8 protein-coding genes are annotated in these 14,704 nt (G+C 71.8%); 3 read left to right on the top strand and 5 right to left on the bottom strand.

Features of this window, described 5'->3' with window-relative positions; genetic code table 11:
* The first annotated feature begins 55 nt into the window (after positions 1 to 55).
* Both IEZ27_RS48770 and IEZ27_RS48765 read left to right on the top strand, forming a co-directional pair.
* Positions 56 to 1,192 (top strand): sensor histidine kinase, encoded by a 1,137-nt coding sequence (locus tag IEZ27_RS48770; RefSeq protein ID WP_189653494.1) that lies wholly within the window; start codon positions 56 to 58, stop codon positions 1,190 to 1,192.
* A complete protein-coding gene (locus tag IEZ27_RS48765) occupies positions 1,189 to 1,854 on the top strand; it encodes a response regulator (RefSeq protein ID WP_189653493.1) in 666 nt (221 codons plus the stop codon). Before IEZ27_RS48770 ends, IEZ27_RS48765 begins: the two co-directional genes overlap by 4 nt.
* A gap of 89 nt (positions 1,855 to 1,943) precedes the next feature.
* Here the strand turns inward: IEZ27_RS48765 and IEZ27_RS48760 are convergent, their stop codons facing one another.
* A complete protein-coding gene (locus IEZ27_RS48760) occupies positions 1,944 to 2,852 on the bottom strand; it encodes a CU044_5270 family protein (protein ID WP_189653492.1) in 909 nt (302 codons plus the stop codon).
* A gap of 3 nt (positions 2,853 to 2,855) precedes the next feature.
* Entirely contained in the window at positions 2,856 to 3,440 is a 585-nt protein-coding gene (locus tag IEZ27_RS48755) for an RNA polymerase sigma factor (protein ID WP_189653491.1), read from the bottom strand.
* Positions 3,441 to 3,504: 64 nt separating this feature from the next.
* Here IEZ27_RS48755 and IEZ27_RS48750 point away from each other — a divergent pair, with 64 nt between their 5' ends.
* On the top strand, positions 3,505 to 3,831 hold the full coding sequence (locus IEZ27_RS48750) for a hypothetical protein (RefSeq protein ID WP_189653490.1): 327 nt from the start codon (positions 3,505 to 3,507) through the stop codon (positions 3,829 to 3,831).
* Positions 3,832 to 3,950: 119 nt separating this feature from the next.
* Here IEZ27_RS48750 and IEZ27_RS48745 read toward each other — a convergent pair whose 3' ends face one another.
* The 3 genes from IEZ27_RS48745 to IEZ27_RS48735 are packed head-to-tail and all read right to left on the bottom strand — an operon-like array spanning position 3,951 to position 14,525.
* A complete protein-coding gene (locus tag IEZ27_RS48745) occupies positions 3,951 to 4,880 on the bottom strand; it encodes a hypothetical protein (RefSeq protein ID WP_189653489.1) in 930 nt (309 codons plus the stop codon).
* A 13-nt stretch (positions 4,881 to 4,893) separates the two neighbouring features.
* On the bottom strand, positions 4,894 to 5,859 hold the full coding sequence (locus IEZ27_RS48740) for a hypothetical protein (RefSeq protein ID WP_189653488.1): 966 nt from the start codon (positions 5,857 to 5,859) through the stop codon (positions 4,894 to 4,896).
* 8 nt (positions 5,860 to 5,867) lie between these two features.
* A complete protein-coding gene (locus tag IEZ27_RS48735; RefSeq protein WP_189653487.1) occupies positions 5,868 to 14,525 on the bottom strand; it encodes an RHS repeat domain-containing protein in 8,658 nt (2,885 codons plus the stop codon).
* Between the last annotated feature and the right edge of the window lie 179 nt (positions 14,526 to 14,704).

The following is a 14,704-nucleotide window of genomic DNA, read 5'->3' as shown; positions in this document are numbered from 1 at the left end:
TGTCGTTGCGCCGGCGAACCGCAGCAAGCCCGTCATGAAGAAGGCAAGGGTCCCGATGAGTCCGCAGTTCTCACAACGCGTGCCGACGTCGGTGCGGCACTCCGCTCGGCGGGGTGATCTGGCGCTCGCCGCCCTCACCGTCGTCGGCGTCGTCACCGGGGTCATGGCAGCCGAGGTCCGCGAGTCACCCTGGCAAGGTCTCATCCCCCTCGCGTTGTTCCTCGGTGCGCTGCTGTTCTTCAGGCGCCGCCGGCCGATGACCGTGCTGATCCTGTCGATCGGTGCCGTCTTCGTCTACCGCTGCAACAGCCACTTCGAAGGTGGCTGGATCTGGCCGGCATCGGCCGCCTACTTCAGCGCCGCCTGCACGGCGCGCGTACGGTGGGTGGCGGTCATCGGTGTCGCCCAACTCGTCTACGCCACCGCCGACTTCTGGTGGGTGCTCCAGAAGAACACGGGCCGCTTCGTCATCCACGTCGCCGGTGAGGGACTGCTGCTGGCCGCTCTCATCGGCGCGGGCCTGAGCCACGCCGCCGTCATGCGATGGCGTGAGCAACTGCGCGAGACCGACAGTCGTGCTCGCGCCGCCGAGGAACGGCTCCGCGCCTCCCACGAGGTGCACGACATCGTCGCCCACACCCTGGCGGCGGTCGGCGTCCATCTCAACCTCGCGGCCGACACCCTCCAAGAAGCCCCGGAGGAGGCCGCGGCCGCGCTGCACGTGGCCAAGGAGGTCAGGAACCGGGCGATGGCGGAGCTCAACTCCCTCATCGGCGTCCTGCGTGACGGCTCCGACGACACCGTCCCTCAGCGCGATCTCGCTTCCCTGGGCACGCTCATCGCGGACGCCCGCGCCGCCGGGCTGCACGTGATCCTCGCTCAGCGCGGCGACCCCTCATCCGTCCTCGGCGCACCGGCCGTGGCCGCGTTCCGCGTCGTCCAGGAGGCGCTCACCAACACGCTCAAGCATTCGGCGGCAACCCAGGCCGAAGTGACGATCGACTATGGGCCGTCCTCTGTCACCCTTGAGATCAAGGACGACGGCCGGGGTTGTGCGGAGATCGTCGAGGGGCACGGGCTGGCCGGCATGCGGGAACGGGTGAGCCCCCTGGGAGGCACGCTCACCGTGGGATCGACGCCCGGGGGTTTCTCGGTGAGGGCGGAGATTCCTGTGGCACGCTCACCAGCATGACGATCAAGGTGCTCCTCGCCGATGACCATTCCCTGGTACGGGCCGGCTTCCGCGGACTGCTGTCCCGCACCCGGGACATCGCCGTCGTCGGCGAGGCCGCCACCGGTGACGAGGCCGTACGGCTGGCCACGGCCACCCGCCCCGACGTGATTCTCATGGACATCCGGATGCCGGGCATGGACGGCATCACCGCCACCCGCCGCATCATCGCCGACCCGGCCGTCCCCGGCTGCCGCGTGATCATCCTGACCACGTTCGACACCGACGACCACCTCTTCGGCGCGCTGCGCGCCGGCGCCAGCGGCTTCCTCACCAAAGAGATCGAACCAAGCGAACTGCGTCGCGCGGTCGCCGCCGTCGCCGCCGGCGACGCGCTGCTGTCCCCGGACGCCACCCGCAGGGTGGTGGAACGATTCGCCGCCTTGCGGGGGCCAGCCGCCGTCGCCCGGCAGCGGCTGGACGTCCTCACCTCCAGGGAGCGGGAGGTGGTTCACCTGGTCGCGCTCGGCCTGTCCAACGAGGAGATCGCCGAACGTCTCACGATCAGCCCGTTCACCGCCAAGACCCACATCACCAGAGCCATCGCCAAGCTGGCGGTACGCGACCGCGTCCAGCTCGTCATCCTGGCCTACGAGAGCGGCCTGGTCCAGCCGGGCGGCTGAAGCCCGCAGCCGTCACCGCCGCGGGCGAGGCGCTCCACCACTGACCGGGGACGCTGCGAGCGCCCGTGCCCTGATCGACCGGCACTGACTCAGGGCGTGTCCCCCGCCCGGTCCACGACCCCCGAGCCGAGCACGGACATCCCCATGCTCTGACCGTCGCGTACGGTCTTCACCCCCATGTAGCGGTAGTCGCCCGGATTGAGCACGTAGTAGAGCTTGCCGGATTCGCCCGCGTCGAAGACCACGCCGACGCCGAGGCGGCCGTCCATGTCCGTGGCGTTCTCCTCGACGGAGACGTGCGGGATCTTCGCCAGCGCCCGGAACATGGCCGCGGCCGTGTCCTGCGGGATCACGGGCCCGAACTTCAGGTACCACCCGATCGTCCCGAACGCCTTGGCGTCCTGCGCGATCTCGGGCGGGCAGGACGGTCCGCAGATCGACAACGGCGCACGCTCCGGAACGTCGCCACGGACGTATCGCAGCAGCGCGTCGGGGTCCGTGGGCAGGGCCGCCACCTCCTGCTGGGTGCGCCGCACGGTCGTCGGTCCCTTCTCGGCCGGGCCCACCTTCAGCTCCCGGCCCTCCGGGCGCAGCGCCGACCTGGTCCCGTCCATGCGGTCCCAGCTCTCGAACGTCGGCAGATCGGCTCCCATGTGCTGCGACTCCTTGAGATAGAACCACTGGTCGGGCCTGATCTCGACGGGTGTGCTCCGGGTCGCCATGAGCGCGGCCCGTTCCAGCACCGTCGCCGCGCTCGGCGAGGTCGGCCGCGTCTCCGGCTCGCCCCCGCGGTCCGGGACGAGGACCGCCGCGGTCGCGGCCGCCAGCACACCCGCTGTGGCCAGCGCGAGCCCGAACCTCAGCCGGTACGCGGGTCGCGGCCGTCGCGCGGGAGCCTGCTCCAAGTACACGGTCATCCTGAGCCGGACCTCCGACACGTCCGGCTGCTCGGGAACCTCGTCACGCATCTGGCGCAGCATCTCGATCTCGTTGACCATGGTCTACCCCTCTTCCGGATCGGCGTCGGACAGCACCCGGCGCAGTTTGGCCCTCGCCCTGTTCACCCGCGACCGGACGGTCCCCACGGGCACGTCGAGCGCCGCCGCGGCCTCGTCGTACGTCAGCTCGGCCCAGACCACCAGCAGCAACGTGTCCCGGTGCGCCTGGGAGAGCCCGGCCAGCGCCTTCGCCAGCCGCCTGTTCGCCACGCCCGCGCTCACCCGCCGGTCCACCTCGTCCGTGAACGGCTCGATCACAGGGTCGGCGCCGGTGCGGCTCAGCGCCTTGTACAGGCCGATCTCGCGGCGCCGGTGCCTGCTGACGAGGTTGGTGGCGATCCCGTAGAGCCAGGACCGTTCGTTGCCCTTGCTGCCGTCGTACGACGCCAGGTGCTGCAGGGCCACGGCGAAGGTCTCGGCCACGATGTCGTCGGCAGGCTCAGGGCCCAGGCGCCGGATGACGTAGCGCTTCAGCTCGGGGGCGTGACGGGTGAACAGGATGGCGAACCGCTCGGATTCGTGCCAGGGCGACGGGCCCTCGGCAGTGTGGGGCCAGGAGGAGGGAGCCGCCTGGCTCTCGTGTCGCATCTGTCGCCTCTCGGATGTCCTCGAACATGACACGAGTAATTGCCATGAACGCCGACAAAGTTCCATGAATCTCGCCCTCAGACGACGCCGCAGCCGGGCCAGTCGGAATTCGCGATCGGCAAGTCGCCATCAAGGCGCCGATGGCCGGCCTGGCCTGTGCGGCAACGCTGACGCTGGGTCTCACCTCGTTCTCGACGCCCGTGAGCGCGACGCAGGCGCCCAGGGTCACCGAGAACGTGAAGAGCACGCCAAGGACGGCAAATGGGATGCACCGGCGCCAACGGCTACGTTCGCGTTCACAACGCGGAAAATCGGCGGCACCTACCGCGCCACCTTCGTGCTCAACCGCAAGCAGACCATTGAGTACTGGGCGCAGAACTGGATGCCCTGAGCCGGGCCGCAACCGGCTCGCGCCCCGCCGACGTTCCCGACCGTCTCAACACTCTGGCGGAGCATCCCGGCGACGTCCTCGTGGTCCTGCCCGGTGCTGCCGGACTCCCTGCGGAAGGGTCATGAGCATTCCACGAGGAGGTAGTTCACGAGCGCGTTCGAGGCCGTGACCGTCGACCCCGACCCGTTGTAGTCATTGTCCTGGAGTCCCTGCTCGGAGACGGCGGTCACGTCCCCGACGTCCGGGTCGTTGAGCCTCACCGACGTCGGGGACACTCCGAAGCAGATCTGCGAGATGTCCGGCGTGGGATCGAGCGTGGGGTCGAACTGGGGCCAGAACGACTGCAGCAGGAAGGCCGCCGAGGCCACGCTCGCGCCCCCGAGGGCGGGCAGCGGCCCGATGGTCTGGGTCACGGGGGCCGCGTTGGGCAGGTAGGCGAGGCCGAGGCCGAGGCCGGTTCCTTCGGGGGTCATCGCGATGACGGCGGCGTCGACCGTGCCCGAGAAGGCCGAGTCGCCGGTCCAGATGCCGGTGGCGACCGCCGACACCGCGGGTGTGCGCGACGTGAGCGGGTACGTGACGCCCACGCCGACGCCGAGACTCAGGAAGTCGGAGTCGTCTTCGGCGAAGGTGTAGGAGAAGCCGGAGATGGCCGCGACCGCGTACACCGGCGGATACGACGTCGGCAACGGCTTCTGCGCCGCCTGCGACGACATCTGGTCGACCGGGATCCCGTGCTGGTTCTGCATGATGAGCCCCGGCGGATCGTCCGAGCCGATCCAGGCGACGACCGTGACGTAGGTGTAGGACTCGGAGGGGTCGACGTCGTCCATGAGCAGGGTCTGGTCGATGATGACGGTCGCCGGGTCCGCTTCGGCGTCGCTGCCCACCTGAAGGGACACGCCGATGTTCTGGATCTGCGCGTTGGGCGGCTGCGTCTGCCAGTTCAGGTAATTCAGCGCGTAGACGAAGGGGCCCACCGTGTCGGTGAAGGTGAAGGTCCCCGAGTTGCTGCCAGTGATCTTCTGCGTCTGGATGGCGATCGGCATGGTAGCGCTCCTGTCAGGCGAACTGGGCGATGACGGCCAGCGTCGCGGTGCTGTCTGAGGTGATGTAGGTTCTGGCGCCCCAGTCCGGGTTGTAGATGTTGAGGATGAAACTTCCCGAGACTTGGGCGCCGGAGATGGTCAGGTCGGACGACTGCATCGCCCCGATGAGCTCCAGAGTGGTGGTGTCCCCGTAGACGATCGTGACGTCCTGGAGCAGGATGGCCGCGTTCGCGATCTGCGAGTAGCCGTCGGGGATGGTGAACGTCGCCTGGAACGTTCCCGTCATGCCGTTCTCCTTGTCGGGAGCGGACCAGTTCACGTCCACCGTCCGCGCCACGTCGAAGCCCGTCAGGTCGGGGAGGTAGGACAGCAGGCCGACGTCGACGGTCCCGTCGGACTGGAAGTCCGTCAGGGCGGTGGTGCCGTTGACCTGCACCTGGTCGTTCAGCGGCGAGGAGACGCCCGAGCTCAGCGTGAGGCCGCCGATGTAGCCGCGCGAGCCGGTGGCGCTGGCGACGGAGAACCCGGAGAGGAACGCCAGGTTCTCGGCGCCGTCGGGGACGTAGATCGGCGGCGAGTCCGCGCCGGACTTCAGGCCGAAGGTCGTTCCGCAGACCGCGGTCGTGGTGGAGGTGCCGATCACGGCCAGCGCGGTCGCCTGCACGACGCTGGCGGGGTCCGACTCCCCGTCCCAGAAGCAGCGCGCGGTGTCGCCGTGGTAGTCGGTGAGCATGACGTTGCCGCCCAGGACGACGGTGTCGCCGAACAGGCTGGGCGTCAGGGACGCGCCGACGGCTCCCACCGGTTCGGCCCAGTCCACCGAGTTGGTCACGTAATTGAGCAGGAAGCCGCTCAGCGCGACGCCGTAGGCGAGGATCTGCTCGCCCTGGCCGATGTCGCCGCTGAAGTCGAACACGACCGGCGACGCGAAGGCGTTGCCCGAGGGCATCTTCTGAGTACGGACACTGAGATGAGCCACTACTCCTCCTAGGAGCCGAACCGTAGATTCGTGTAACACAGGTAGCCGCCGCCGAGGAGCACCAGCGGCAGGGCGGGGATCGCGACGGTCGCCCATGGGTCGTTGGTCCAGGCCGTCTTGAGGGTGCCGGCGTTGATGTCCCCCCACTCGGCGCCGCTCTGGGCCACCACGCCCAGCAGCGACGTCCCCATGCCGAAGCCCAGGTAGACCAGGCTCTCCATGCCGACGCCCTGGCGCAGCGGCCGGTCCTCGGCCACGTTGCACATCACCTGTTTCACCGCCCCCTGCACCGCGCCGCCGGGCCCGCCGGACGTCACCGCGATCAGGCCGCGGACCAGCCCCGGCTTCGCGTACTGCAGAGCGCGGGTGGCGGCGGAGGCGGGCCGGGCGGGCGCCGGCGCCCGCTCCTGCGCCGCGCCGGCCTGTTGTTGCGCCCCGGGCGGCTCGGCGTCCGCGGTCGGCGCGACCTCGTCGATGGCGCCCCCGCCTTCCTGCGTCACCTGCGCCAGCGGCGGCGCCGCGGCCTCGGCAGCCCCCGCGGCCTCGGCGGACTCGGCACCCGGCGCCGCGGCCGCCCCGGCGGCCGCCGCCGGCTCCAGCATGGACGACAGCCCCCCGCTGATACCGCCGGTCACCAGCCCTCCGGCGGCCCCGGCGGCCAGACCGATGCCGAACTCCAGGCCGAACGCCTTACCGCTCCAGTTGCCCGGCGGAGTGGTCACGGCGTATTCGAGCCCGCTGCCGGCCGCGCCCATGATGCCGCCACCGGCGGCGCCGATGCCGGCTCCCGTCGCCGCCGCGGCGGCCAGGCCGCCGAAGACGCCCTCGGCCGCGAACGCCGCCGGCACCAGAGCGGCGGTCGCCCCGGCGGTGGCGATCGCCGTGGCCAGGATGAGCAGGGTGAGGGCGGCCTCGATGCCGGCCTCGCCCATCGCGGTCATCGCGCCGGTCGGGTCCGTCAGCAGCGCCGGCTGGTTGCCCGCGTAGACGTACGGGCTGGCGTACTGGCCGGCCGGGTCGGGGTTGAGGAAGCGGGCGATCGACGGGTCGTACAGGCGGGCCGGGAACGCGTACAGGCCGGTCTCGGCGTCGAGTTCCTGCCCGGTGAACAACATCGGCACGAAGCCCGGCGACGGCTCGTGGGCCAGCACCTGACGGCCGAACACGTCGAAGGAGTAGGCCGCGACGAGCGTGCTGTCACCGTCGAGGACCAGCCGGGGCGAACGCAGGTGGTCGGTCACGATCGTGTGGCGCAGGCCGCCGCGCGTCATCGCGACCAGCCCGGTGGGACCGTACACCCAGGCGGTCGGGGTGCCGGACGCGTCGACGGTGAGCAGCGGGCCCGGTGTGCCGGCGTGCACGTAGAGCGCAGGCGTGTCGTCGCCGGCGGACTGTTTGACCCGGCGGTATCCGTTGACGTCGTAGGCGAAGGTCAGCGTCGTCCCGCCCGTACCGCCGGTGATCGTGGCGGGCAGGGCGGTGGCGTCCAGGTAGGTCAGCGTGAGGTCGTCGCCGCCGCGCCGGCTGAGCAGGCCGTTGGCCTGGTAGGTGTAGGTCGCCGGGCTTCCCTTGGTGGGGGTCACCGAGGTGAGCCGGTTGGTGCCCGCCGCGTAGCCGAAGCGGGCCGGATCGCCGCCGCCGCGCGCGAGCGTCTGGATGTTGCCGTTCTGGTCGGTCAGGCCCGCGGTGGTGGTGTAGCCGACGCCGACCGTGCGTGTCCCGTCGGCGTCGTCGGCGCTCAGCAGCCGCTGCAGCGGGTCGTGGCTGTAGCGCACGGCCGCGGTGTCCTTGACGCCGTCGCCGCTGATCGACTCGACGAGCGTCTGCGGGTTCCCGGCGGCGTCGTAGGTGAGTTCGAGCGAGAGGGCCGTCTCTCCGGACGTGACCGCGAGGGAGCCCAGCCGGCCGAGCGGGTCGTAGGAGGCCGCTCCGGCGCAGCCGCCGGGGTAGGTGTGCGTGACGGGCCGCCCGCGGGGGTCGTAGACGTAGGACGCCAGCAGGGTGCCGCCGTCGTCGGCGACGCCCACGATGTTGTCCCGGCCGTCGAAGGTGTAGCGCACGGCCGTGAGCCCGGTGGCGGCCGCGCACGGGTAGCCGACGCGGGTGGCCCGGCCCTGGTTGTCGAACTCGTAGGTGGTGGTGAACGTGCCGAGCGTGCTCCCGCCCTGGCTCATCCGCACCGTCCGGCTCGCGAGCGTGCCGTCCGGCGCCCAGCCGAAACTCTCGGCGACCTCGTACGACGACGCGCCCGAGCCGGTGACCGCCACGGTGCCGACGACGTGGTCCAGCGCCGCGAGATCGCCGCCGTCGCCGTCGTACGTCCAGCGCCGCGTCACCTGGTACGGCGTCTCCGTCTGGTCCTCCGGCCACGACGGCTCGTCGGCGTACTGCTGGAGCGAGCCGGAGTCCCAGCCGAGGGTGACGGTGCCCGACGACAGGCGCCGGCCGAGGACGTCCCAGGTGTGGTAGGCGAACAGACCGGCGGCCGCCGCGGCCGCGTCCTGGACGAAGCGCACCCGCCCGCCGCGGTCGAACAGGTAGCGGGTGGTCCCGGTGTCCGGCGAGAGGTCCTCGACCACCTGCCCGACGGCGTTCTCCCGGTGGGTGAGCGACTGCGCCGGCTCGCTGTAGGTGTAGGAGTCGGGCAGCGCCGTGACGGTGTCGGCCGTCCCGTTCGCGTACTGCGGCGCGACCGTGTCGAGTGCCGCGTCCGCGCCGGCGGGGGTGTAGCGTGCGGCGGGCCGGCCGCTCGCGTCGCGCAGCGTGGTCATCGCGGTCTTCGTCTGGCCCGTGCGGGTGGTGAGCCGGAACGTCGCGTCCGGCGGGTTCAGCCCGTACGGCAGCGCCTCCTCGTTCGCGTCGTACCCGAACTGGACGGTCGCCCGGGCGGCCGGCGTGGTCGATCCGCGGTCGATGACGGCGTGGTCGATGCCGGGGAAGCCGAGTTCGACCGGGCGGGCGTGCCGCGCCGGTTCCAGGACGGTGCGCGTGTACGGGTAACCGCCGTCGTCGGTGTCGTGGGTCCCGTCGTACCAGTCGGCGACGTCCCCGGTCATCGTCGCGTCGCCGTCGAGCCCGGCGAGGAAGGCCGGTACGTCGACCAGCCCGCCGCGGTAGGCCAGGACCGGCAGGGACGCGCCGCCGCCGAACAGCCCCGGCGCCGGTTCGGTGCGCGCGATCTTTCGGGCGCGCCCGTCGCGGATGGTCTGCGACACCAGGTAGTCCTCGTTCGTCAGGATGTGATCCTGGCGGGCCGCTCCCGTCGCGTCGCTGTGCTTGAGCCGCAGCGCCGGGCCGTCGAGGAGCACGAGGTTGGCGATGGCGAGCCCGTTGCGGCCGACGACGACGGCCGGCGCGCCGCCCGCCTGCGTCTGCTCGGCGAACAGCTGCCGGCCGTCGGCGTAGAAGATCAGCCGTCCGCCGATCAGGACGAGCAGGCACCACGTGGGCGGGCCCGTGACGGAGACCGGTGAGCCGGCCGGCGTGCCGTCGAGCGTGAGCCGCCACTGCGTGGTGGCGGGGTCGAAGGTGACTGCGGCGTCGTCGCCGGCCGTGATCGCGAAGTCGTCGGTGAGCTGGAGCGGGCCGTCGCCGAGCGGGGCCAGCTCGACGTAGAGCGCGTACGTCGGCCCGGGCGGCGCCGCGTGGCCGAGCGAGTCGCTCTGCGCGGACGGCTGATGGGCGAGCACGCCACCGGCGGCGGTGAACGCCGTGGCGGCCGACGGCGTCCAGTCGGCCTGCCATCCGGTCCCGTCCCGGAACGTCTGGTGGCTGCCGCCGGAGAAACACCTCACCGCCAGCGACCCGTTGGGGTCGGCGCAGTCGAATCCGTCCGGATTGCCCTGCCGGGACAGGTATTTGAGCTGCAGGGACGACGGCGCCCCCGTCGAGGTGGTGCCGCCGATCACGCGCAGGAAGGTGTCGCGGATCATGTGCCAGGTGTGCCCGGCGCGGTCGATGCGGGCCAGCGGCAGCCGGCTCGCGGCGTCGTAGGACCGGGCGGTGAACTGCGCGGTCAGCGGCACCACGGTGACGTCGTCGGCGTGCACCGCCGCCGTGGTGGTGTTCGCGGCCGCGATGGTGAGCGTGATGTCGCCGCCCGCCGGCACGGCGATCGCCGCCGACTGGGGCGCCCAGGCGCCACCGGTGTCGGGGAACGGCAGGAACTGGGAAGCGGGCGTGCCGTCCGCGGTGACGGTGAACGTCCAGCCCGAGGTGCCCGGGGTGAAGCCCGCGCCGGTCTTGCACCAGGCGGTGAAGACGTAGGTCTGGTCGGCCTTCGGCGACAGGGCCGCGCGGGTGGCCGCCGCACCCGCGCCCGGCAGCGCCAGGCTGCTCGAACCGGTGTGCGCGTCGGTGTCGTCCCAGTCCGCCCCGCCGGTGAGCGTCCACCCCGTCAGGTCCTCGTAGGTCTCGAACCCGGTGTAGGCGGCCTGACCGGCGGTGAAGCTCGCGTTGGCGACATGCGCGATGTCGAGCAGCCCGTCGGCGGAGGCCAGCGTCGCGTGGACCGTCCCGGCCGGGTCGGCGGACTCGGAGACCGCGCCCCGGGCGCTCACGGCCGTCGCGGTGCTGGTGGTCACCCAGTACGCCGGGTCCGGAGTGCCGTCGAACGGAAAGCTCCCGTCATCGCCGCCCGAGGGGTCGCCGGTCCACGCCCATTGCCGGGCGGCGGCCATGACGCTCAGCCCCGTGCCCGGCTGCGACCAGGACGACCAGGTCGTCGCCGTGGAGCTGACGGTGACCGTCGCGGCGCCGTCGACGCTCACGGTGTGCAGCGCGGCGACCACCGGCTTCAGCAGGTTCGCCGCGAGCAGCCCCGGATACTGCTCGTAGCCGTAGGTGAGCCGCTCGGCGTGCGTCTCGACGCTCCCGGTGATCGTGGTGAGCTGCCAGCCGCGGCCCACGACGCCGCCGGAGAACGGAGCCGGGACGAGGAACGGGCGCAGCGGGTCGATCGTGGCGTAGTCGAGCGTCGTCGTCATCGGCACGCCGTCCCGGCGCTCGACGACCTCGGCCGGGCGCACGTAGGTGCCGTAGATCGGCTGCGGGGCCGGATCCTGCGGCGACCGGCCGCGCTGATCGAACAGCGTCCACGTGGTCGTGCGGCTGTGCACCGGCGTCCCGGTGAAGACGCGCACCGCGTCCGGCGCGCTCGGGTCGCCGGTGTAGTCGATGTTGTAGACCTGGCCCGACGCCGGGTCGGCCACCGCCCAGTAGCGGTACGCGCCGTCGATCTGCAGGTACTGCAGCGTGGCGCCGCTGCCCAGGGTGCTGCCCGCGCCGGCGAAGGCCTGCGCGAGGCCGTCGGGTACGGGCTGCGGCGGGCCGGGCGCGGCGTCCGGGTCGAGCCCGAGCGTGCTCGACATGGCCGTCGCGAACGTGAACGCGCCGGCGAACGCGGCCGTCTGCCGCAGCAGCCCGTCGAAGCACAGATCGCTCGCCCCGGGCAGGGTGCCGTTGAGGTAGGAGTAGACCGTGCGCCCGAAGGCCGAGGTACGGGCATCGGCGGCGCCGTCGTACACGGCCGACCGGTAGTACTTGACGACCTGCCCCGTCGGATCGCACGCCGCCGTCGCCGCGTCGAACTCGTACGCGGTGGTGTACGTGGCGCCGAAGCCGTCGCCGATGACCAGCGTGCTGACCGGGTAGGCGGTGACCGGGCCGCTCATCGCCTGGCCGGCGTACCGGTACACCCGGTAGGACGCCGCCTGGCTGAACCCGCCCTCCGTGGCGGCGTAGGCGACGAGGGAGAACGGCCCGGCGGGCCACTGGCCGTCCGCGGAGCCCGGCGACACGCCCGGGACGTAGTACGCCGAGCTCCCGAGCGTGTCCGGCAGCGGCTGGAGCACGCCCCCGTTGCGCAGGACGAGCAGCTGGACCGCGTCGTCCGCGGCCACCGCCGCGTCGCTGACGAGATAGGCCAGGAAGGCCGGCGCCTGGTTGACGATGCTGCGCGAGTCGACGTCCGTGGCCAGCTGCGAGGTCGACGTCAGCGCGAACACCGGCTGCCGCACCGGCTCGGCCCAGGTCGTCGACGTGCCCCGGTAGAAGACGGAGTTGCGGGCGACGATGAAGTCCCCGCCCGACGCGGACGGCCAGCCCTGGGTCTCGATGTCGCCGCCTTGCGGCAGCGCCGTCGTGATCGGCGTCGGCTGGGCGGCGAACCCGTCGCCGTCCGGGTCGTAGGCCATCAGCTCGGTGGCCGCGTCGGTGTAGTCGTTGACGACCTGGACCGCGACGTCGTCGCCGTAGGCGAACGCGAGCCAGCCGCACCCCTGGCCGGAGGTGGCGAAACTCGTGCTGTGCCAGGTTCCCGCGTCGAAGCGGAACAGGTTCTGGCGGACGGCGACGAACGCGCCGTCCACCACCTCCGGCTGGGGCGGCCACGACACCGGCTGGTCGGAGTCGATCGGCTCCGCCTGCAGCCCTCCGGCGTAGGCGGTGTCGGTGAAGTGGTAGGTCAGGTCCCAGCGCAGCAGCTGAACCCCGTACGTCATGCCGGGCTGGCCCTCCGCGAACGACAGCGCGGCCACCGACGGGCCGGCGTCCCAGAGCACCTGATGGTCGTCGTTGTCGCCGACGGTGTGTCCCGGCAACGTGATCGTGTCGCCGTCGTGCCAGGTCGCGTACCCGTCCAGCCAGGCCAGCGACACGTCGGTGCCGTCGACGGAGGTCTCGGCCACCAGCAGGCACTCCGCGGCGCCGAGCGCGAACAGCGGCGAAGATCCGCTCTGCACCGGTTCGTCCGTCCCGGACCATCCGGTCCGCCAGTCCCACGCCCACCGGTAGAGGTCGTAGGACGAGCCGTCGGCCAGTACGGCGGCGATGAAGGCGCTGCCTGCGGTGAGGGTGGCCACGCCGGTCAGCGCCGGCACGCCGGTCGCCGCCCACTGGTCCGGTCGCGTCGGAGTGCGGCTGCAGAGCGTGACGTGGCTTTGGCTGTCGTCCTCGGCGACCAGTGCCAGCGCGAACGTGTCGTCGCCCGTGACGACCTGGGTGTCGCCCGCGTCGAGCGGGTTGTCCTGGTCGTCGTAGACGGTGCCGCCGGACCAGTGCGACCAGCGGCCCAGCCACGTGTACACGTCCAGCGTCGCCATCGTCCGCTCGGCGTTGAGCCAGACCGACACGACGTAGTCCGCACCGCTCCACACCAGCGGGGTCGCGCCCGCGCCGAGCACGGCCGCCGGCGCGATGTCCGGCGTGGCGCGATCACAGACGTCCAGGCTGGACTCGGCGTAGGACCAGGTGGCGACGGCACCCTGCGGGTGGGTGACCGATCGCAGCGCGCCGAGGTTCGGGCCGTCGGCGGCGTCGACGTAGTAGTCGAAGGCGTAGCCGGGCAGCGTCGCCCCGGCGGCGTTGCGCTCGCTGACCCCGGCGAGATATCGCTTGACGGCCGTCGCCGACAGCTCCGCCGGCGTCGTCGACACCACCCGCGGCGCGGTGTAGTCCAGGTCGACCGCGAACAGCGGCGCACCGGTCGAGGCGCTCACCTCGAGACCGCTCAGGTAGAGCGTCTCGTAGCGGTCCTGATAGGCGTTCGCCGCGCCGAGATCGGCCGGCGGCGTCTCCGGCGCCCCGGCCGGTTGCAGTTGCTTGTGCGGGTCCAGGTACTCCTGCGCGTCGGCGGTGAACGTCTTGTCGCCGTAGCGGAACGTCACGACCTGGCCGGCGACGCTGGTGATGCTGGTCGGATAGATCGCCTTGGTGTACGGCAGGCCGGTGCCGACCAGCTGCTCGGCGTTGTTCCCGAGCAGGCCGTCCGCGCCCCTGGGGAACTCGTTGTAGGCGTAGGACACCGACGATCCCCAGCGGTCACGGCGCGTGCTCAGGTTCCAGGCCCTCGCGTACTGCTGCTGATCCGTGGCCATGGTCGACGGCCCGGTCCACGTGCCCGACGGCCCGCCCCATTTGACCGCCCACTCGACGCTGTTGCCCGCGCTGGTCGCATACTGCTTCGCGGTCCTGCCGAGCCCGCCGCCGAACGTCCGCACCTCGCCGGAGTCCGTCGTGATCTCCCATTTCTCATAGTCCGCGTAGTAGGAGATCTGCCAGAACTCGTAGTCCTGCAACTGGAAGCGCGAGCCCCCGTCGCACACCTCGGCGCCGGTGCCGGTCGTCGCCACCGAGAACACGCGCTCCCAGGTGTCGTCGCTGATCGTCCAGTCCGTGCCGCCGCCGGCGACCGTCGCCCCCGCGTCGAGCGGCACGCCTTGCGCGGCGAAGGCGGCCACGACGTCCGCCGACACCGTGCCGACGGCGAGCGTGGCGGTGGCGGCCGCGTCCAGGCTCACCCGCGGCCATGGCGTCGAGTCCGCGACCAGCGCGTTGGAGACACCGGCCGACCAGTAGACGTACCGGGTGGCGGCGCTCACGGACCCGGTGCCCACGGCCTCGATCCTGTCCCAGGCGAGGTACCAGCCCAGACCGGCGATCCCGGTGGGGGCGTCCAGGTTCCATTGGGTGACCTGGTCGCTGACGTTGCTGCGGTAGTGCAGCGCGACGCCGACCGCGAGCGTGTCGTCACCCGGCACGCCGGGCAGTTGCACGAGCTTCTGCGGATAGTTGACGTCACCGCGGAACAGGTTCACGTCCCGTGAGAGCCTGCCGATGTCACCGGTCTCGAACTGCCCTGGTCCGATCGGCGGAGTCGCGTTGCTCATCAGATCCCATCCACACGTACGCGCAGCGGCGGCCCGCGGTCCAGGCAGCCGCACGCGTTTATGCCCCACGCGATCTTCCTGGACGCCGCCGCCGGGTAACGTTCGCGGACCGACACGCCAGGGCAGCGCAAACCGGAGTCCAGGTCACTGACCGGCCCCGACTCCCTGAGGAGGCGAAG

Origin of the sequence: Nonomuraea spiralis, from assembly GCF_014648435.1 — a bacterium.
GTDB lineage: Bacteria > Actinomycetota > Actinomycetes > Streptosporangiales > Streptosporangiaceae > Nonomuraea > Nonomuraea spiralis.
This window is presented reverse-complemented; position numbering and strand designations above follow the sequence as displayed.

Excerpts from the sequence above, each read along its gene's own strand:
- IEZ27_RS48735 (WP_189653487.1), bottom strand. The coding sequence starts at position 14,525 with ATGAGCAACGCGACTCCGCCGATCGGACCAGGGCAGTTCGAGACCGGT.
- IEZ27_RS48755 (WP_189653491.1), bottom strand. The coding sequence starts at position 3,440 with ATGCGACACGAGAGCCAGGCGGCTCCCTCCTCCTGGCCCCACACTGCC.
- IEZ27_RS48760 (WP_189653492.1), bottom strand. The coding sequence starts at position 2,852 with ATGGTCAACGAGATCGAGATGCTGCGCCAGATGCGTGACGAGGTTCCC.
- IEZ27_RS48770 (WP_189653494.1), top strand. The coding sequence starts at position 56 with ATGAGTCCGCAGTTCTCACAACGCGTGCCGACGTCGGTGCGGCACTCC.
- IEZ27_RS48750 (WP_189653490.1), top strand. The coding sequence starts at position 3,505 with ATGAATCTCGCCCTCAGACGACGCCGCAGCCGGGCCAGTCGGAATTCG.
- IEZ27_RS48765 (WP_189653493.1), top strand. The coding sequence starts at position 1,189 with ATGACGATCAAGGTGCTCCTCGCCGATGACCATTCCCTGGTACGGGCC.
- IEZ27_RS48745 (WP_189653489.1), bottom strand. The coding sequence starts at position 4,880 with ATGCCGATCGCCATCCAGACGCAGAAGATCACTGGCAGCAACTCGGGG.